Source organism: Bacillus sp. MN7755, from assembly GCF_054771475.1.
The window spans coordinates 175,172-193,086 of sequence record NZ_BTRL01000012.1 but is presented as its reverse complement, the minus strand read 5'-3'; the positions used below and the strand labels follow the sequence as shown (position 1 = coordinate 193,086).

Sequence of the window (17,915 nt, the reverse complement as noted above, 5' to 3'; positions counted from 1 at the left end):
ATGGCAGATGTTTTAGAGCGTGTAACAAAAATCATCGTTGATCGTTTAGGAGTAGAAGAGACTGAAGTAGTACCAGCTGCAAGCTTCAAGGAAGATTTAGGAGCAGACTCCCTAGATGTAGTAGAACTTGTAATGCAATTAGAAGACGAATTCGAAATGGAAATTTCTGATGAAGATGCTGAAAAGATTGCTACTGTTGGCGATGCTGTGACTTACATAGAGAGTCATCTATAATGCTTGAATGAAGTCCCGTTTTTTAGCGGGGCTTCTCGGCTTATATCTGGAGGGACCTATGCCGTACCGAAAATATAGAGAAAAAAAATACGAAACAAAATATCGTGAAGCGTTTAAAGTATTTCAAGAAAAGATAGGTATTACGTTTACAGATGAAAAATTATTGACTCAAGCATTTACGCATTCATCGTATGTGAATGAGCATCGAAAAAAACCGCATGAAGACAATGAGCGTCTCGAATTTCTTGGAGATGCAGTATTGGAACTTACTGTATCGCAGTATCTGTTTCAAAAATATCCGACAATGAGCGAAGGAGAGTTAACAAAACTACGTGCAGCTATTGTATGTGAACCATCTCTTGTTCGTTTTGCAAATGAGTTGTCATTTGGTAGCCTTGTTTTATTAGGAAAAGGTGAGGAAATGACAGGTGGACGTGAACGACCAGCTTTATTAGCGGATGTCTTTGAAGCGTTTATTGGTGCCCTTTATCTTGATCAAGGGCTAGAAACAGTATGGGGATTCTTAAAAGAAATTGTATACCCTAAAATTAATGAAGGTGCTTTTTCTCATGTGATGGATTATAAGAGTCAATTACAAGAGTTGATTCAGCGTGATGGTAGTGGCAATATTGAGTATCAAATTTTGCAAGAAAAAGGACCGGCCCACAATCGAGAATTTGTGTCACGTGTTACGTTAAATAACGTGGCTTTAGGTCTTGGTAGTGGCAAGTCGAAAAAAGAAGCAGAGCAACAAGCTGCTGCAGAAGCGTTGAAAAAGTTAAAAGAGCAACGATAAGGAATCCCCCTTTGAATGAGGGGGATTCCTTGTGTATAGAATGAAACTTTCCTTTCATTTGTAAATGAAAGGAAAGTGAATCCGTATAATAGCTTGTTTTTGTATAAACAACATTTATAGTAACGGAGAATAGGAGGAAGGCCTTTCGTGTTTTTAAAAAGATTAGAAATAGCAGGATTTAAGTCTTTTGCTGAGCGTGTATCTGTTGATTTTGTCCCAGGTGTAACGTCTGTAGTAGGACCTAATGGAAGCGGGAAAAGTAATATTACTGATGCCATTCGCTGGGTACTTGGTGAACAATCTGCAAAATCATTACGTGGTGCAAAGATGGAAGATATTATTTTTGCAGGCAGTGATACGAGAAGAGCAGTTAATGTTGCTGAAGTAACAATAACTTTAAATAATGAAGATCAACGTTTACCGATTGAATATAATGAGGTGTGTGTAACACGTCGTGTATCTCGTTCTGGTGATAGTGATTTTTATATTAATAAACAATCATGTAGATTGAAAGATATTATTGATTTATTTATGGACTCTGGTATGGGAAGAGAAGCTTTTTCGATTATTAGCCAGGGTAAAGTTGAAGAGATTTTAAGTAGTAAATCAGAAGAACGTCGTGGTGTATTTGAAGAAGCTGCGGGAGTACTGAAATACAAACTTCGTAAAAAGAAAGCTGAAGGAAAATTAGCAGACACACAAGAAAACTTAAATCGTGTACAAGATATAATTCACGAATTAAGTAGTCAAGTAGAACCTTTAGAAAGACAAGCTTCTATTGCGAAAGATTATCTCGAGAAAAAAGAAGAATTAGAGAAAGTAGAAGCGGCGCTTATTGTACATGAAATTGAAGAATTACATGAGAAATGGGAAGCGCTTCGAAATCAGTTTGGGCATAATAAAAACGAAGAAGCTAAAATGTCAACGGATTTACAAAAAGGTGAAGAAGAGCTTGAGGAATTACGAGGACAATTACAAGCGGTAGATGAGTCTGTAGATTCCTTACAAGAAGTACTTCTTCTTTCTAGTAAAGAACTAGAAAAGTTAGAGGGACAGCGTGAGCTATTAAAAGAGAGAAAGCAAAATGCAACGACGCATTGTGCGCAACTCGAACAGTTAATTGTTGAATTGACAGAGAAAGCTACAAGTTATGATGGTGAAATTGAATCAAGTACAGAAGTGTTGATGCAATTTGTAAATCAAGTGAAAGATTTGGAGACAAAATTGCATGATAATGAGCGATTACTTGCAACTTTTGCTGACAATTTAGAGGAACAAATTGAGAATTTAAAAGGTGACTATATTGAACTTTTAAATCAACAAGCTAGTCATCGTAATGAATTATCTATGATTGAAGAACAATCTAAACAACAAAACTCTAAAAATGAACGCCTTGATGAAGAAAATGCGAAATATGTAGAAATACGTATGGAAATTACAGCGAAAAAGACGAAACTTGTGGAAAGTTATGAACAAGTGAAAGAAAAGGTAGCTGGTATCCTTTCGAATATACAAAAGACAGAAGCGGCACTTGGGAAATGCAAGGCGCAGTATAGTGAAAATGAAACAAAACTGTACCAAGCGTATCAATTTGTACAACAGGCACGTTCTCGAAAAGAAATGTTAGAAGAGATGCAAGAAGACTACTCCGGTTTCTATCAAGGGGTACGTGAAGTATTAAAAGCTAGAGAAAATAAGTTGCAAGGTATCGAGGGGGCTGTTGCAGAACTGCTAACGGTACCGAAAGAATATGAAATTGCAATGGAAATTGCTCTAGGTGCAGCGATGCAGCATATTGTTGTACAAAAAGAAGAACATGCTCGTAATGCAATTGCGTTTTTAAAACAAAATAAACATGGACGAGCAACGTTTTTACCGCAAGCTGTTATTAAAAGTAGATCGTTATCATTTGAGCAATTACGTATTGTAAATCAACACCCATCGTTTGTAGGTGTGGCGGCAGAACTTGTGCAATATAACAATAAATATGAAAGTGTAGTTTCAAATTTATTAGGTACTGTTATTGTTGCAAAAGATTTACGTGGTGCAAATGAGTTGGCGAAACAACTGCAATATCGTTATCGCATTGTAACAATCGAAGGTGATGTAGTGAACCCTGGTGGTTCTATGACAGGTGGAGCGGTAAAACAGGCGAAATCTTCTTTATTAGGACGTCAACGTGAACTAGAAGAGTGGACGAAAAAGTTAACTGATATGGAAGAAAAAACAACGAAGTTAGAGAACTTTGTTAAAGCCGTAAAACAAGAGATTCAAGAAAAAGAAGTGCAAATACGCGAACTAAGGCAAAGTGTAGAAGCAGAGCGTATAGATGAGCAGAAATTAAGAGAAGAAATTAATCGTTTAGAATTAGAAGAACACCGTATTAATGATCGCTTATCTATTTACGATTTAGAGATTGAAGGCTTCTTACAAGACCAAGTGAAAATACAAGGGCGTAAAGAAGAGCTAGAAAAGATTTTAGCGACTCTTCAAGCAGAGATTACAGAATTAGATAGCAAAATCGCAGCTTTAACAAAACAAAAAAGTGAGCAGCATTCTTCGAAAGAGAAAGTTCAAAAAGAAATGACTGAATTAAAAGTGTTAGCGGCTGAAAAGCAACAACGCTTATCTAATCAGAAAGAAAAAGTTGAACGATTGACGAAGGAAAAAGAAGAAACGGATGCAACGCTTGTCAAAACGAAAGAGGATTTAGCATTCTTAAAACAAGAAATGACATCGAATTCAAGTGGTGAAGAACAAATTACGAATATGATTGAGAAGAAAGCATATGATCGTAATCAAACTTCAGAGTTAATTCGCTCTCGTCGTGAACAACGTGTATCTTTACAAGAGAGAGTAGAACATTTAGAGCGTAATCTGAAAGAAACAACAGGTAAACATAAATACATTCTTGAGATGTTGAAAGATCAAGAAGTAAAAATAAACCGACTTGATGTAGAATTAGAAAATAGATTACAACATTTACGTGAAACATATACGATTTCATTTGAAGCAGCAAAACTGAAGTATACAATGACGATGCCTGCTGAGGATGCACGTAAAAAGGTGAAACTAATTAAACTATCCATCGAAGAGCTAGGAACAGTAAACATAGGAGCAATTGAAGAGTATGAGCGTGTAGCAGAGCGTCATACATTCTTATTAGAGCAAAAAGATGACCTAGAAGAAGCGAAAGCGACATTGCACCAACTAATTACTGAAATGGATGAAGAAATGAAAAAACGCTTTTCTACTACGTTTGAAGGAATTCGAATGGAGTTTCAATCGGTATTCTCTGAATTATTTGGAGGCGGTAGAGCGGATTTAGTCATGACGAATCCAGAAGACTTATTAAATACGGGTATTGATATTGTAGCGCAACCACCAGGGAAGAAACTGCAAAACTTAGGTTTATTGTCAGGTGGAGAGCGTGCTTTAACAGCAATTGCGCTGTTATTTGGTATTTTAAAAGTGCGCCCAGTCCCATTCTGTGTACTAGATGAGGTAGAGGCGGCTCTTGATGAGGCCAATGTTGCCCGTTTTGCCCAGTATTTAAAGAAATTTAGTGATGAGACACAGTTTATTGTAATTACACATAGAAAAGGTACAATGGAAGAGTCTGACGTATTGTACGGTGTAACAATGCAAGAGTCAGGGGTATCTAAACTTGTTTCGGTTCGTTTAGATGATGGAGAAGAACTAGTTGCAAGCAAATAGGAAGGATGGGACAGTATGAGCTTTTTTAAAAAGTTAAAAGAAAAAATTTCAAAACAAACAGATACGGTAACAGAGAAGTTTAAAAACGGATTAGAAAAAACGAGAAATTCGTTTGCAGATAAAGTAAATGATTTAGTGTTTCGTTACCGTAAAGTAGATGAAGATTTTTTCGAAGAATTAGAAGAAATCTTAATCGGTGCGGATGTTGGCGTTTCGACAGTAATGGAATTGATTGATCAATTGAAAGAAGAAGTGCAACGTCGTAACATTCAAGATCCAAAAGAAGTACAAGCTGTTATTTCAGAAAAGTTAGTAGGAATTTACAAAGGTGACAGTGACTTTAGTAACGAAATTAATATGCAAGAGGATCAATTAACAGTTGTTTTATTTGTCGGTGTTAACGGTGTAGGAAAAACGACGACAATTGGTAAACTAGCACATAAATTTAAATCGGAAGGTAAATCTGTCCTATTGGCGGCAGGAGATACATTCCGTGCTGGAGCGATTGAACAATTAGAAGTATGGGGCGATCGCGTTGGTGTAGAAGTGATTAAACAAGGATCAGGGTCTGATCCAGCAGCGGTGATGTATGATGCTGTACAAGCTGCAAAAGCACGTAAAGTAGACGTATTACTATGTGATACAGCAGGACGTTTACAAAATAAAGTGAACTTAATGAAAGAGTTAGAGAAAGTAAAGCGTGTAATTGAGCGCGAAGTACCAGGAGCTCCTCATGAGGTATTACTTGTAATTGATGCTACAACAGGACAAAACGGTTTAAGTCAAGCGAAAACATTCCGTGAAGCAACGAATGTTACTGGTATTGTTTTAACGAAGTTAGATGGTACTGCTAAAGGTGGTATTGTATTAGCGATTCGAAACGAAATGGATGTACCGGTGAAATTCGTTGGATTAGGGGAGCAAATGGATGATCTGCAACAGTTTGATCCAGAACAATATGTGTATGGTTTATTTGCGAACTTAGTAGAAACAGAAGAAGTATAAGTGAAAGAAGCGGTATTTCCCGCTTCTTTTTCTATAAAAATATGTGATGTTAAGAAAAAAACTTGACACTCTTTTGTACTCCATGTAAACTAATTGATGTAAAGGGAAATCACTTAACAAAGGATGATCCAACATGCTCGAAAAAACAACGAGAATGAACTATTTATTTGATTTTTATCAATCGTTGTTAACGCAAAAACAGAGAAGTTATATGTCGCTTTATTATCTAGATGATTTATCTCTTGGTGAAATTGCGGAAGAATTTGATGTAAGTCGCCAAGCCGTGTATGATAACATTAAACGGACTGAAGCGATGCTTGAAGAATATGAAGATAAATTAGTATTACTTCAAAAGTTTCAAGAGCGACAGCGACTTGTTGCAAAGCTAAAACAGCTAATCAGCGAAGAAGAGCATGTGAATGAAGAAATGAAACAAGTTGTTGAAGCTATCGAAAAATTAGATTAGGAGGGCGGCAATATGGCATTTGAAGGATTAGCCGACCGACTTCAACAGACAATGCAAAAAATCCGCGGCAAAGGAAAAGTTTCTGAAGCCGATGTGAAAGAAATGATGAGAGAAGTTCGTCTAGCTCTTTTAGAAGCGGACGTTAACTTTAAAGTAGTAAAAGATTTTGTAAAGCGTGTGTCTGAACGTGCTGTCGGACAAGATGTAATGAAAAGTTTGACACCTGGACAACAAGTAATTAAAGTTGTACAGGAAGAACTTACAGAACTTATGGGCGGAGAGCAAAGTAAAATTGCTGTTGCTAATAAGCCACCGACTGTTATAATGATGGTTGGTCTGCAAGGTGCAGGTAAAACGACAACAACAGGTAAACTTGCGAATTTACTGCGTAAAAAGCATAATCGTAAACCAATGCTTGTTGCAGCGGATATTTACCGTCCAGCAGCGATTAAACAGCTTGAAACATTAGGGAAGCAATTGGACATGCCTGTTTTCTCTTTAGGAGATCAAGTTAGTCCAGTTGAAATTGCGAAACAAGCGATTGCAAAAGCAAAAGAAGATCATCACGATTATGTTTTAATTGATACAGCAGGTCGTCTGCATATTGATGAAGAACTAATGGATGAATTAGCGAAAGTGAAAGAAGTTGCGAAACCGGATGAAATTTTCCTAGTTGTCGATGCGATGACGGGACAAGACGCGGTAAATGTAGCACAAAGTTTCCATGAGCAGTTAGGTTTAACTGGTGTTGTATTAACGAAATTAGATGGTGATACGCGCGGTGGTGCGGCATTATCTATTAAGGCTGTAACAAACACACCTATTAAATTTGCTGGTATGGGTGAAAAACTAGATGCAATTGAAGCGTTCCATCCAGAACGTATGGCATCCCGTATTTTAGGGATGGGAGACGTCTTAACATTAATTGAAAAAGCGCAAGCTACAGTTGATGAAGAGAAAGCAAAAGAACTTGAGCAAAAAATGCGTACGCTTTCGTTTACGCTTGACGATTTCCTAGAACAACTTGGACAAGTACGTCAACTTGGACCGCTTGACGAATTGTTAGGAATGCTTCCTGGTGCAAATAAAATTAAAGGGCTGAAAAATGCACAAGTTGATGAAAAACAAATTGGGCATATTGAGGCAATTATTCGTTCTATGACTAAATTAGAGCGAGAACAACCGGAAATAATCAATGCTAGTCGCAAAAAGCGCATTGCCAAAGGTAGCGGTACAACGGTACAAGAAATCAATCGTCTAATCAAGCAATTTGATGATATGAAAAAAATGATGAAGACGATGACGGGAATGCAAAAAGGTAAGAAAAAGGGACTAGGTGGATTGAAGTTTCCATTCATGTAAGGAAAAAAGATGGCTCTGTTAAGAAAAAATACTTTACAAAGCAATAGTCTTTTTGCTAATATAATTATCTGTGTGAAATAAATTCGGAGGTGCTTTATAAATGGCAGTTAAAATTCGTTTAAAACGTATGGGAGCTAAAAAAACTCCTTTCTATCGTGTAGTTGTTGCAGATTCTCGTTCTCCTCGTGACGGACGTTTCATTGAGGAAATCGGTACTTACAATCCGGTTGCTCAACCAGCTGAAGTTAAGATCAACGAAGAAGCAGCATTAAAATGGTTAGGAAATGGTGCTAAACCATCTGATACAGTTCGTAACTTATTCTCTAACCAAGGTATCATGGAGAAATTCCACTTATCTAAACAAGGTAAGTAATTGAGGCAATGACTATGAAGAAGTTAGTCGAGACGATTGTCAAGCCTCTTGTCGATCATCCTGAAGATGTAAAAGTTACACAGGAACTTTACAACGGAGAGATAAAGTATCGATTAACTGTACATCCTGAGGATGTTGGAAAAGTCATTGGAAAGCAAGGGACAGTTGCGAAAGCAATTCGAATGCTCTTGTATTCAGTGGGACATCATAATAATGAAAAAGTAACACTGGAAATTCAATAAACGTAAAAAGGGCGAGGAGTTATATCCTCTCCCTTTTTTAACATTTAAAGAGAAATTGCATGTTCCATACGTGAAATGGAAATGCTTAATTTATATGGAAACCAGGGGTGACATACTATTTATGACAAAATGGTTTAATGTAGGAAAAATTGTAAATACTCATGGCGTAAGAGGAGAAATTCGTGTGATTTCTCGTACTGATTTTCCGGAAGAGCGATATAAAGTAGGAAACACTTTATACATATCGAATGAGAAAAGTACAGATTATCTTCCGGTGAAAGTAACTTCTCATCGTCAACATAAGACATTTGATTTATTAACATTTGAAGGATACAACAATGTAGATGAAGTAGAGAAATTTAAAGGTTCTTTAATAAAAGTACCAGAAGAGCAGTTAGGTGAACTAGCTGAAGGTGAATACTACTATCATGAAATTATTGGTTGTAACGTTGTAACAGAAGAGGGAGAGGCATTAGGAACGATCAAAGAAATCTTATCACCTGGTGCGAATGATGTTTGGGTAATTAAACGTCCAAAAGGTCAAGATCTGTTAATTCCCTATATTGATGATGTTGTACTTCAAGTTAACATTGAGAATAAATTAGTAACCATTCATGTAATGGAAGGGTTGCTATAATGAAAATTGACATTTTAACATTGTTTCCAGATATGTTTACAGGTGTGTTTGGATCTTCAATTTTAAAGAAAGCACAAGAAAAAGAAGCGGTAGAGCTTCGTGTTGTCAATTTCCGCGATTATACAACGAGTAAGCATAATAGCGTAGATGATTATCCGTATGGCGGTGGCGCTGGGATGGTATTGACCCCTCAGCCTATTTTTGATGCTGTAGAAGATTTAACAAAAGAGACAGAGCGTAAGCCGAGAGTTGTCTTAATGTGTCCGCAGGGTGAAAGATTCAATCAGAAGAAAGCGGAAGAGCTTGCAGAGGAAGAACATTTAATCTTTGTATGTGGGCATTATGAAGGATATGACGAACGAATTCGTGAACATCTCGTAACAGATGAAATTTCTATTGGTGACTATGTATTAACCGGTGGAGAGTTAGCTTCTATGGTTATTACTGATAGTGTTGTACGTCTCCTGCCAGGAGTACTAGGGAATCATGCTTCGCAAGTCGAGGATTCGTTTAGTACAGGTTTATTAGAGCATCCTCATTATACACGTCCAGCTGATTTTCGTGGTATGAAGGTGCCGGATGTATTAATGTCGGGAAATCATAAAAATATTGATGAATGGCGACATAAAGAATCACTACGTCGTACGTACACGCGTAGACCGGATTTATTGGGAGAACGAGAGTTATCTAAGCAAGAAGAGAAATGGTTAGAACAGATTAAAGAAGGCAAATAAGGACTTGATATATTTGCTATTGCAACAGTTCTAGCAATATGCTATTATAACACTTGTGCTGCTGAAATCAGTAGCCGTATTAACGATGTTCCGCTGTAATTTATTTAGACTTTATAAGAGCATCTGTTTAAAGGAGAGAATTTAATATGCAACAATTAATCGCAGAAATTACAAAAGGCCAATTAAAAACTGACCTTCCTTCATTCCGTCCTGGAGACACTTTACGTGTACACGTAAAAGTAGTTGAGGGAACTCGTGAAAGAATTCAGCTTTTCGAAGGTGTTGTAATCAAACGTCGTGGTGGCGGAATCAGTGAAACATTCACAGTTCGTAAGATTTCTTACGGTGTAGGTGTTGAGCGTACATTCCCAGTTCACACGCCAAGAATCGCGAAAATCGAAGTACTTCGCCGTGGTAAAGTACGTCGTGCTAAGTTATACTACTTACGTAACCTTCGCGGTAAAAAAGCACGTATTAAAGAAATTCGATAAGACATGTATGGGAGCTTGTAAATGCACAAGCTCCCTTTTTCCAATCTATATAAAATTTTGATATAATACGAGCAGCTTACATAATCGTGGAGGGGAAATGCATGAAAAAAGAAAAGAGTTCACTTTGGGAATGGATCAAGGCAATTTTAATTGCTGTTGTATTAGCGGGTGTTATTAGACAGTTTTTCTTTGCGCCAATTCTCGTAGATGGGGTATCGATGGCGTCTACTTTACATGATCGCGATCGAATGATTGTCAATAAAATTGGTTATCACATAGGAGATCCGAAACGATTTGATATTATTGTATTCCGAGCAACGGAAGATAAAGATTATATTAAACGCATTATCGGCCTGCCAGGCGATGAAATAGAGTATCGTAATGATAAACTATATGTTAACGGAAAGCCTTATGAGGAGCCGTATTTAGACAAGCAGAAAAAACAAATTGCTGACGGACCGCTTACATATGATTTTACTCTTGAAGAAATGACAGGGAAGAAAACTGTTCCAGAAGGTCAATTATTTGTTTTAGGCGATAATCGTCGTTTTAGTAAAGATAGTCGTTCAATTGGTACAATTTCAATGGACCAAGTAATTGGAAAAGCAAATATACTATATTGGCCGTTAAAAGATGCACGCATTGTGAAATAAAAGAAAAAGAAGGTGGCAACATGGTAATTCAATGGTTCCCGGGACATATGGCAAAGGCTAGACGCCAAGTAACAGAAAAATTAAAGTTAATTGATGTTGTAATTGAGCTTGTAGATGCTCGATTACCTTTATCTTCTCGAAATCCAATGATCGATGAGATTATTACACATAAACCGAGGCTTGTTGTTTTAAATAAAGCGGATATGGCAGATGATCATTTAACGAAGCAATGGATCGCATATTTTAAAGAAAAAGGCCATATGGCAATTTCAATTAACGCACAAGCTGGACAAGGTATGAAGGAAATTGCAGCAGCTTGTAAAGTGTTGGTGAAAGAAAAATTTGATAAAATGGTTGCAAAAGGTATTAGACCAAGAGCGATTCGTGCATTAATTGTAGGTATACCGAATGTTGGTAAATCCACGTTGATTAATAAATTGGCGAAGAAAAATATTGCTAAAACAGGAGATCGCCCTGGTGTGACAACAGCTCAGCAATGGATTAAAGTTGGGAAGGAAATGGAATTATTGGATACACCCGGTATTTTATGGCCTAAATTTGAAGATCAATTAGTGGGTCTTCGTTTAGCGACAACGGGTGCAATTAAAGATTCTATTTTAAATCTGCAAGATGTAGCTATTTATGCGTTACGTTTTATGGAGAAACATTATCCGGAACGTTTGAAAGAGCGCTATAATTTAAATGACATTCCAGAAGAGATTGTGGAGTTATTTGATGCGATTGGAAAAAACAGAGGTTGCTTAATGGGCGGCGGAATGATTGATTATGATAAAACATCTGAACTTGTACTTCGTGAGCTTCGTGGTGGCAAACTTGGAAAAATGACGTTTGAAACACCAGAAGAGTTTGCAGAGCAGACAGAAGATGCAGAAAAAGTAGAAGAAGTATAAGACGTGCGTTTGTACGTCTTTTCTTTTTTGTATATACAGGGAGTGGCATAAATGCAAAAAGTGACGATTCAAGAAGCGGAATATTTACTGCAAGAAATTATGAGTGAAGAGGACGACCGCTTTCAAGTATTAATGAAGGATGAGCGAAAAGGGGTACAAAAACTCATTTTGAGGTGGTATAAACAAAAAGAGTTAGCACAAAAGGAAAAAGAAAAATTTCTAGAAATGTCTAAGTATGAAAATGCGTTACGTGAAAAAGGCCTCACATATATTGCAGGTATAGATGAAGTAGGTCGTGGACCACTAGCTGGGCCTGTTGTGACGGCAGCTGTTGTCCTCCCGGAAGATTTTTATATTCCAGGGTTAAATGATTCGAAAAAGCTAAGTGAGGCAAAGCGAGAGCGTTTTTATGATGAAATCAAAGCACAAGCAATTGCGATTGGAGTTGGAATTGTATCACCACAAGTTATTGATGAGATAAATATTTATCAAGCGACGAAACAAGCGATGTTAGATGCTGTTGCGAATTTATCTTGTACACCAGAACATCTATTAATTGATGCGATGAAACTTCCTACACCAATTCCGCAAACATCCATCATTAAAGGTGATGCGAAAAGTATTTCTATTTCAGCTGCATCTATTATTGCGAAAGTAACGAGAGATCGTATGATGAAAGAGCTTGGAGAAAAGTATCCTGCATATGGATTTGAACAACATATGGGATATGGCACGAAACAACATTTAGAAGCGATTGAAGTGCATGGAGTATTAGAAGAACATCGGAAATCGTTTGCACCAATTAAAGATATGATTCAAAAATAAGCTGTATTTTTGCAGCTTATTTTTTATTTTGACATATAAACATTACTATTTTCGAAAAAGAATAAAGCGATTTCAGTTTTCTGACACTTTATTGTAGACAGCGTGCCAATCATCTTATACAATGGCAATGTAATGTTTTTTAAACATTAAAAAACTTTTCGAGTAAAACAGGAAAACAGGGGAGGATGGGACCATGAATATCCATGAGTACCAAGGTAAGGCAGTCCTTAGAAGCTATGGGGTTAGCGTTCCGAACGGGAAGGTTGCATTTACAGTAGAAGAAGCTGTAGAAGCAGCGAAAGAATTAGGAACGGATGTATGTGTAGTAAAAGCACAAATTCACGCTGGTGGACGCGGCAAAGCTGGCGGAGTAAAAGTTGCAAAAAATTTAGATGAAGTTCGTACATATGCAGAGAGCATTTTAGGAACTACACTTGTGACACATCAAACAGGTCCTGAAGGTAAGGAAGTAAAACGCTTACTTATCGAAGAAGGTTGCGATATTAAAAAAGAATATTATGTAGGTCTTGTGTTAGATCGCGCAACTTCTCAAGTTGTTTTAATGGCGTCTGAAGAAGGCGGAACAGAAATTGAGGAAGTAGCAGAAAAAACACCTGAAAAAATCTTTAAAGAATATATTGATCCAGCAGTAGGCTTACAAGGCTTCCAAGCGCGCCGAATCGCATTTAACATCAATATTCCAAAAGAGCTTGTAGGACAAGCTGTGAAGTTTATGATGGGCTTATACCGTGCGTTTATCGAAAAAGATTGCTCTATCGCTGAGATTAATCCACTTGTTACAACAGGTGATGGTAAAGTTATGGCATTAGATGCGAAATTAAACTTTGATTCTAATGCATTATATCGCCATAAAGACATTTTAGAACTTCGTGATCTTGAAGAAGAAGATGCAAAAGAAATTGAAGCTTCTAAATATGACTTAAACTACATTCCTTTAGATGGAAATATCGGTTGTATGGTTAATGGTGCAGGTTTAGCGATGGCTACAATGGATATCATTAAACATTACCATGGTGATCCAGCTAACTTCTTAGATGTTGGTGGCGGTGCGACAGCTGAAAAAGTTACAGAAGCATTCAAAATTATCCTTTCTGACAAAAATGTAAAAGGTATCTTCGTTAACATTTTTGGTGGCATCATGAAGTGTGATGTTATCGCAGAAGGTGTTATTGAAGCGACAAAGCAAGTTGGCCTTGAGTTGCCTTTAGTTGTACGTCTTGAAGGTACAAACGTAGAGTTAGGTAAGAAAATTTTAAATGAGTCTGGCTTAAATATTGTTGCAGCAGAATCTATGGCAGACGGTGCACAAAAAATTGTTTCACTAGTGGGCTAATAGAAAGCGGGGGAGAAAAATGAGCGTATTAGTTAATAAAGATACAAAAGTTATTGTTCAAGGTATTACAGGTTCTCAAGGGTTATTCCACACAAAGCAAATGATTGAATACGGTACGAAAATTGTCGGTGGTGTAACACCAGGTAAAGGTGGCACTGATATTGAAGGTGTACCAGTATTTGATACAGTAGAAGATGCAGTGAAGGCAACAGGCGCAAATGCTTCAGTTGTATACGTTCCACCCGCTTTTGCGGCTGATGCAATTATGGAAGCAGTTGATGCAGAAATTGATTTAGTAGTATGTATTACTGAAGGAATTCCTGTATTAGATATGGTAAACGTAAAGAGATATATGGCGGGTAAACATACACGTTTACTTGGACCAAACTGCCCGGGTGTTATTACGCCTGATGAATGTAAAATCGGTATTATGCCAGGATACATTCATAAAAAAGGCCATGTAGGTATCGTATCTCGCTCTGGTACATTAACGTATGAGGCTGTACATCAGTTAACACAAGAAGGTATTGGCCAATCTACTGCTGTAGGTATCGGCGGGGACCCTGTTAACGGTACAGACTTTATTGATGCGTTAAAAGCATTTAATGAAGATGAAGAAACACATGCTGTAATTATGATTGGTGAAATCGGTGGTACAGCGGAAGAAGAAGCAGCTGAATGGGTAAAAGCTAATATGACAAAACCTGTTGTAGGCTTCATTGGTGGTCAAACTGCGCCTGAAGGCAAACGTATGGGCCATGCTGGGGCAATCATTTCTGGTGGTAAAGGAACTGCTGCAGAAAAGATTAAAACAATGGAAGCTTGTGGTATTAAAGTAGCGGAAACTCCAGCGGTTATGGGTGAAACGCTAATCTCTGTCTTAAAAGAAAAAGGTCTATTTGAGACTTGTAAAAACTATTAATCTTTTGAAAGACACCTTCTTGCTTGAAGGTGTCTTTTTACACAATTCTTGTTTACATAATAAAAATTATGGGTAAGGAGATTTGAGATGAAAAGAGAACGATTATTACATCTTCATTACTTGTTAGCAGATCATTGGAAGGTGATGGAAAGAATATTATATGTCGATCCAGAATTGAAAGGAATATACGCTTTTAATGCAAAGCAAATTGAATATTATACTGGAATATCCTCGCAAAAATCTTCAGAATTAGTAAATTTTCTTCAAAGTTCAAGTCTCCCACAATATATATCTTATTTAAAGAAAAACCGAATCTTTTATATGACTATATGGGATGAAGATTATCCACAACTTTTACGTGAAATACAAGATCCCCCCTTTGTGTTATATGGAAAAGGAAAGAAGGATTTTCTCAATAAATCGAATAAATTAGCGGTTGTTGGAACGAGAGAACCGACTTTATATGGACAGGAGAGTTTAGAATTTATTTTACACCCATTATTAGAAAGAGGATGGCTTATTGTAAGTGGTTTTGCAAGAGGGATAGATACGATGTCTCATGAGATTACAGTAAGACTACATTGCCCAACTATTGCGATACTAGGACATGGATTATCGTATATATATCCAAAAGAGAATCGATATTTATATGAGGCGTGGAATGAATATATATTGTTATTAACAGAGTATCCTCCACACTATGCACCGAAAAAATGGTATTTTCCAAAAAGGAACCGAATTATTAGTGGTATAAGTAAAGGAGTTTTAGTTGTAGAAGCGAAATCAAGAAGTGGAACACTTATTACTGCGGATCTTGCTTTAGAGCAAAATAGAGAGGTATTTGCACTTCCTGGACCTATATTTATAGAGAGTGCATCAGGAACGAATCATCTAATTCAACAAGGAGCGAAACTAGTAAGAAATGCAGAAGATATCCTAGAAGAGATGTTAAATTAACCTTATATTTTTATGTTTTTATTAAACAATTATTGACAAATGGTAGATAGGCGCTGTATGGTATATTCATTCTTGATTGACAAAAACAAGAGAAATCAATAAGATTAATGAAGACTTGAATCCACCTCTTAAGGAGGCACTAGCATGTCAGATTACCTCGTAATCGTGGAGTCGCCTTCTAAGGCGAAGACCATTGAGAAATATTTAGGGAAAAAATACAAAGTTGTCGCGTCTATGGGACACGTTCGCGATTTACCTAAAAGCCAAATGGGGATAGAAGTAAAGAACAACTTCACCCCGAAATATATTACCATTCGTGGTAAAGGTCCCGTCTTAAAAGACTTAAAATCAGCGGCAAAAAAAGCAAAGAAAGTCTATCTCGCGGCCGATCCAGACCGCGAAGGAGAAGCAATTGCTTGGCATTTAGCAAATACGTTAAATGTGGACGTTGAATCAGATTGTCGAGTTGTGTTTAATGAGATTACAAAAGATGCAATAAAAGAATCATTTAAACATCCTCGTGCGATTAATATGGATTTAGTAGATGCACAACAAGCAAGACGTATACTAGATCGTCTTGTTGGTTACAATATTAGTCCTTTATTATGGAAGAAAGTAAAAAAAGGATTAAGTGCAGGACGCGTACAATCTGTAGCAGTTCGTTTAATTATCGAACGTGAAAGAGAAATTCAAAGCTTTGAACCTGAAGAATTCTGGACAATTAAGACAGAATTTGTAAAAGGGAAAGACACATTTGAAGCAAGCTTTTACGGTGTAGATGGAGAAAAAGTTCAATTAACGAATGAAACGCAAGTGAATGAAATAATTGAACAGTTGAAAGAAAATGCGTTTTCAGTTGAAAATGTAACGCGAAAAGAGCGAAAACGTAATCCTGCATTACCATTTACAACATCTTCCTTGCAACAAGAGGCAGCGCGTAAGTTAAACATGCGAGCAAAGAAAACAATGATGCTTGCGCAGCAACTGTATGAAGGAATTGATCTTGGAAAACAAGGAACTGTAGGTCTTATTACGTATATGAGAACCGATTCAACTCGTATCTCAGAAACGGCTCAAACAGAGGCTCGTACTTACATTACTGAGGCGTATGGTACGGAATACATAGGAACAGGAACAGAAAAGAAGAAAGAAACGAAAAAATCAAATGCACAAGATGCGCATGAGGCGATTCGTCCTACTTCGGTAATGAGAAAGCCAGAGGAACTAAAGAGTTTCTTAGGTCGTGACCAACTTAGGTTGTATAAATTGATTTGGGAGCGATTTGTTGCAAGTCAAATGGCGTCTGCTATAATGGATACTGTGACAGCGAGACTCATTAATAATAATGTTCAGTTCCGTGCAAGTGGATCAGTTGTAAAGTTCCCAGGGTTTATGAAAGTGTATGTAGAATCGAAAGATGACGGGGCTGAAGAAAAGGATAAGATGTTACCACCTTTAGAAGTAGGGGAAACAGTATTTTCTAAGGATTTAGAACCGAAACAACACTTTACACAACCTCCGCCGCGCTATACAGAGGCTCGTCTAGTAAGAACACTTGAAGAGCTTGGAATTGGGAGACCGTCGACTTACGTACCGACACTTGAAACGATTCAAAAACGTGGATACGTAGGTTTGGATAATAAACGCTTCGTTCCAACTGAACTTGGTGAAATAGTAATTGAACTTATTTTAGAGTTTTTCCCAGAAATTATTAACATTGAATTTACTGCTAACATGGAGCAAAGTCTTGATGAAGTAGAAGAAGGAAATGCGAATTGGGTAAAAATTGTTGATGATTTCTACGTAGGCTTTGAACCGCGTTTAGAAAAAGCGGAAAAAGAAATGCGTGAAGTGGAAATTAAAGATGAACCAGCTGGGGAAGACTGTGAATTATGTGATCACCCAATGGTCTTTAAAATGGGTAAATACGGGAAATTTATGGCTTGCTCGAATTTCCCAGATTGTCGTAATACAAAACCGATTGTGAAAGAAATCGGTGTTACTTGTCCGAAATGTGATAAAGGTCAAATTATTGAACGTCGTAGTAATAAAAAGAAACGTCTTTTCTATGGGTGCGGTACGTATCCAGAATGTGACTTTGTATCTTGGGATAAGCCGATTGGCCGTAAATGTCCGAAGTGCGAAGGTATGCTTGTAGAGAAGAAGTTGAAAAAAGGCGTGCAAGTACAATGTATTTCGTGTGATTATGAAGAAGAACAACAAATGTGAGCGTAAC

General features: G+C 37.2%; 18 protein-coding genes. All 18 read left to right on the top strand.

Going from position 1 to position 17,915, the window contains the following annotated elements; genetic code table 11:
* The 18 genes from acpP (at nt 1) to topA (ending at nt 17,908) form a co-directional block, all read left to right on the top strand.
* Nucleotides 1-234, top strand: coding sequence for an acyl carrier protein (gene acpP, locus ACYVEC_RS13070; protein ID WP_000786062.1), 234 nt, complete (start codon nt 1-3; stop codon nt 232-234).
* Nucleotides 235-292: 58 nt separating this feature from the next.
* Entirely contained in the window at nt 293-1,030 is a 738-nt protein-coding gene (rncS, locus tag ACYVEC_RS13065; protein WP_060631998.1) for a ribonuclease III, read from the top strand.
* Nucleotides 1,031-1,177: 147 nt separating this feature from the next.
* Nucleotides 1,178-4,747, top strand: a complete 3,570-nt coding sequence (smc, locus tag ACYVEC_RS13060; RefSeq protein WP_063221135.1) for a chromosome segregation protein SMC — start codon at nt 1,178-1,180, stop codon at nt 4,745-4,747.
* Nucleotides 4,748-4,762: 15 nt separating this feature from the next.
* Nucleotides 4,763-5,752: a signal recognition particle-docking protein FtsY gene (ftsY, locus tag ACYVEC_RS13055; protein WP_063221134.1), complete on the top strand. Its 990-nt coding sequence runs from the start codon at nt 4,763-4,765 to the stop codon at nt 5,750-5,752.
* Between the two features lie 133 nt (nt 5,753-5,885).
* Entirely contained in the window at nt 5,886-6,218 is a 333-nt protein-coding gene (locus ACYVEC_RS13050; protein WP_000891061.1) for a putative DNA-binding protein, read from the top strand.
* 12 nt (nt 6,219-6,230) lie between these two features.
* Entirely contained in the window at nt 6,231-7,580 is a 1,350-nt protein-coding gene (gene ffh, locus ACYVEC_RS13045) for a signal recognition particle protein (RefSeq protein WP_000863460.1), read from the top strand.
* A gap of 100 nt (nt 7,581-7,680) precedes the next feature.
* The gene (gene rpsP, locus ACYVEC_RS13040) at nt 7,681-7,953 is read left to right on the top strand and encodes a 30S ribosomal protein S16 (protein WP_000268750.1); all 273 of its coding nucleotides are present in this window, start codon (nt 7,681-7,683) and stop codon (nt 7,951-7,953) included.
* Nucleotides 7,954-7,967: 14 nt separating this feature from the next.
* Nucleotides 7,968-8,195, top strand: a complete 228-nt coding sequence (locus ACYVEC_RS13035; RefSeq protein WP_063221133.1) for a KH domain-containing protein — start codon at nt 7,968-7,970, stop codon at nt 8,193-8,195.
* 121 nt (nt 8,196-8,316) lie between these two features.
* A complete protein-coding gene (gene rimM, locus ACYVEC_RS13030) occupies nt 8,317-8,832 on the top strand; it encodes a ribosome maturation factor RimM (protein ID WP_060631994.1) in 516 nt (171 codons plus the stop codon).
* The gene (gene trmD / locus ACYVEC_RS13025; protein ID WP_098555011.1) at nt 8,832-9,566 is read left to right on the top strand and encodes a tRNA (guanosine(37)-N1)-methyltransferase TrmD; all 735 of its coding nucleotides are present in this window, start codon (nt 8,832-8,834) and stop codon (nt 9,564-9,566) included. Before rimM ends, trmD begins: the two co-directional genes overlap by 1 nt.
* A gap of 146 nt (nt 9,567-9,712) precedes the next feature.
* Nucleotides 9,713-10,057 (top strand): 50S ribosomal protein L19, encoded by a 345-nt coding sequence (gene rplS, locus ACYVEC_RS13020; RefSeq protein ID WP_001186516.1) that lies wholly within the window; start codon nt 9,713-9,715, stop codon nt 10,055-10,057.
* A gap of 101 nt (nt 10,058-10,158) precedes the next feature.
* Complete coding sequence (lepB, locus tag ACYVEC_RS13015; RefSeq protein WP_060631992.1) at nt 10,159-10,710, top strand: signal peptidase I; 552 nt, start codon at nt 10,159-10,161, stop codon at nt 10,708-10,710.
* 20 nt (nt 10,711-10,730) lie between these two features.
* Nucleotides 10,731-11,621, top strand: a complete 891-nt coding sequence (gene ylqF, locus ACYVEC_RS13010) for a ribosome biogenesis GTPase YlqF (RefSeq protein ID WP_063221131.1) — start codon at nt 10,731-10,733, stop codon at nt 11,619-11,621.
* Between the two features lie 51 nt (nt 11,622-11,672).
* The gene (gene rnhB, locus ACYVEC_RS13005) at nt 11,673-12,446 is read left to right on the top strand and encodes a ribonuclease HII (RefSeq protein WP_063221130.1); all 774 of its coding nucleotides are present in this window, start codon (nt 11,673-11,675) and stop codon (nt 12,444-12,446) included.
* Nucleotides 12,447-12,639: 193 nt separating this feature from the next.
* On the top strand, nt 12,640-13,800 hold the full coding sequence (gene sucC / locus ACYVEC_RS13000) for an ADP-forming succinate--CoA ligase subunit beta (protein WP_001020788.1): 1,161 nt from the start codon (nt 12,640-12,642) through the stop codon (nt 13,798-13,800).
* Between the two features lie 19 nt (nt 13,801-13,819).
* Entirely contained in the window at nt 13,820-14,722 is a 903-nt protein-coding gene (sucD, locus tag ACYVEC_RS12995; RefSeq protein WP_000115179.1) for a succinate--CoA ligase subunit alpha, read from the top strand.
* 87 nt (nt 14,723-14,809) lie between these two features.
* Nucleotides 14,810-15,679, top strand: a complete 870-nt coding sequence (gene dprA / locus ACYVEC_RS12990; protein WP_063221129.1) for a DNA-processing protein DprA — start codon at nt 14,810-14,812, stop codon at nt 15,677-15,679.
* 144 nt (nt 15,680-15,823) lie between these two features.
* Nucleotides 15,824-17,908, top strand: coding sequence for a type I DNA topoisomerase (gene topA / locus ACYVEC_RS12985; RefSeq protein ID WP_060631988.1), 2,085 nt, complete (start codon nt 15,824-15,826; stop codon nt 17,906-17,908).
* Nucleotides 17,909-17,915 lie beyond the last annotated feature (7 nt).

Bases quoted from the DNA above. Each gene is read 5' to 3' on its own strand.
- acpP (WP_000786062.1), top strand. From the start codon at position 1: ATGGCAGATGTTTTAGAGCGTGTAACAAAAATCATCGTTGATCGTTTA.
- rncS (WP_060631998.1), top strand. From the start codon at position 293: ATGCCGTACCGAAAATATAGAGAAAAAAAATACGAAACAAAATATCGT.
- ftsY (WP_063221134.1), top strand. From the start codon at position 4,763: ATGAGCTTTTTTAAAAAGTTAAAAGAAAAAATTTCAAAACAAACAGAT.
- ACYVEC_RS13050 (WP_000891061.1), top strand. From the start codon at position 5,886: ATGCTCGAAAAAACAACGAGAATGAACTATTTATTTGATTTTTATCAA.
- ffh (WP_000863460.1), top strand. From the start codon at position 6,231: ATGGCATTTGAAGGATTAGCCGACCGACTTCAACAGACAATGCAAAAA.
- rpsP (WP_000268750.1), top strand. From the start codon at position 7,681: ATGGCAGTTAAAATTCGTTTAAAACGTATGGGAGCTAAAAAAACTCCT.
- ACYVEC_RS13035 (WP_063221133.1), top strand. From the start codon at position 7,968: ATGAAGAAGTTAGTCGAGACGATTGTCAAGCCTCTTGTCGATCATCCT.
- rimM (WP_060631994.1), top strand. From the start codon at position 8,317: ATGACAAAATGGTTTAATGTAGGAAAAATTGTAAATACTCATGGCGTA.
- trmD (WP_098555011.1), top strand. From the start codon at position 8,832: ATGAAAATTGACATTTTAACATTGTTTCCAGATATGTTTACAGGTGTG.
- rplS (WP_001186516.1), top strand. From the start codon at position 9,713: ATGCAACAATTAATCGCAGAAATTACAAAAGGCCAATTAAAAACTGAC.
- lepB (WP_060631992.1), top strand. From the start codon at position 10,159: ATGAAAAAAGAAAAGAGTTCACTTTGGGAATGGATCAAGGCAATTTTA.
- ylqF (WP_063221131.1), top strand. From the start codon at position 10,731: ATGGTAATTCAATGGTTCCCGGGACATATGGCAAAGGCTAGACGCCAA.
- rnhB (WP_063221130.1), top strand. From the start codon at position 11,673: ATGCAAAAAGTGACGATTCAAGAAGCGGAATATTTACTGCAAGAAATT.
- sucC (WP_001020788.1), top strand. From the start codon at position 12,640: ATGAATATCCATGAGTACCAAGGTAAGGCAGTCCTTAGAAGCTATGGG.
- sucD (WP_000115179.1), top strand. From the start codon at position 13,820: ATGAGCGTATTAGTTAATAAAGATACAAAAGTTATTGTTCAAGGTATT.
- dprA (WP_063221129.1), top strand. From the start codon at position 14,810: ATGAAAAGAGAACGATTATTACATCTTCATTACTTGTTAGCAGATCAT.
- topA (WP_060631988.1), top strand. From the start codon at position 15,824: ATGTCAGATTACCTCGTAATCGTGGAGTCGCCTTCTAAGGCGAAGACC.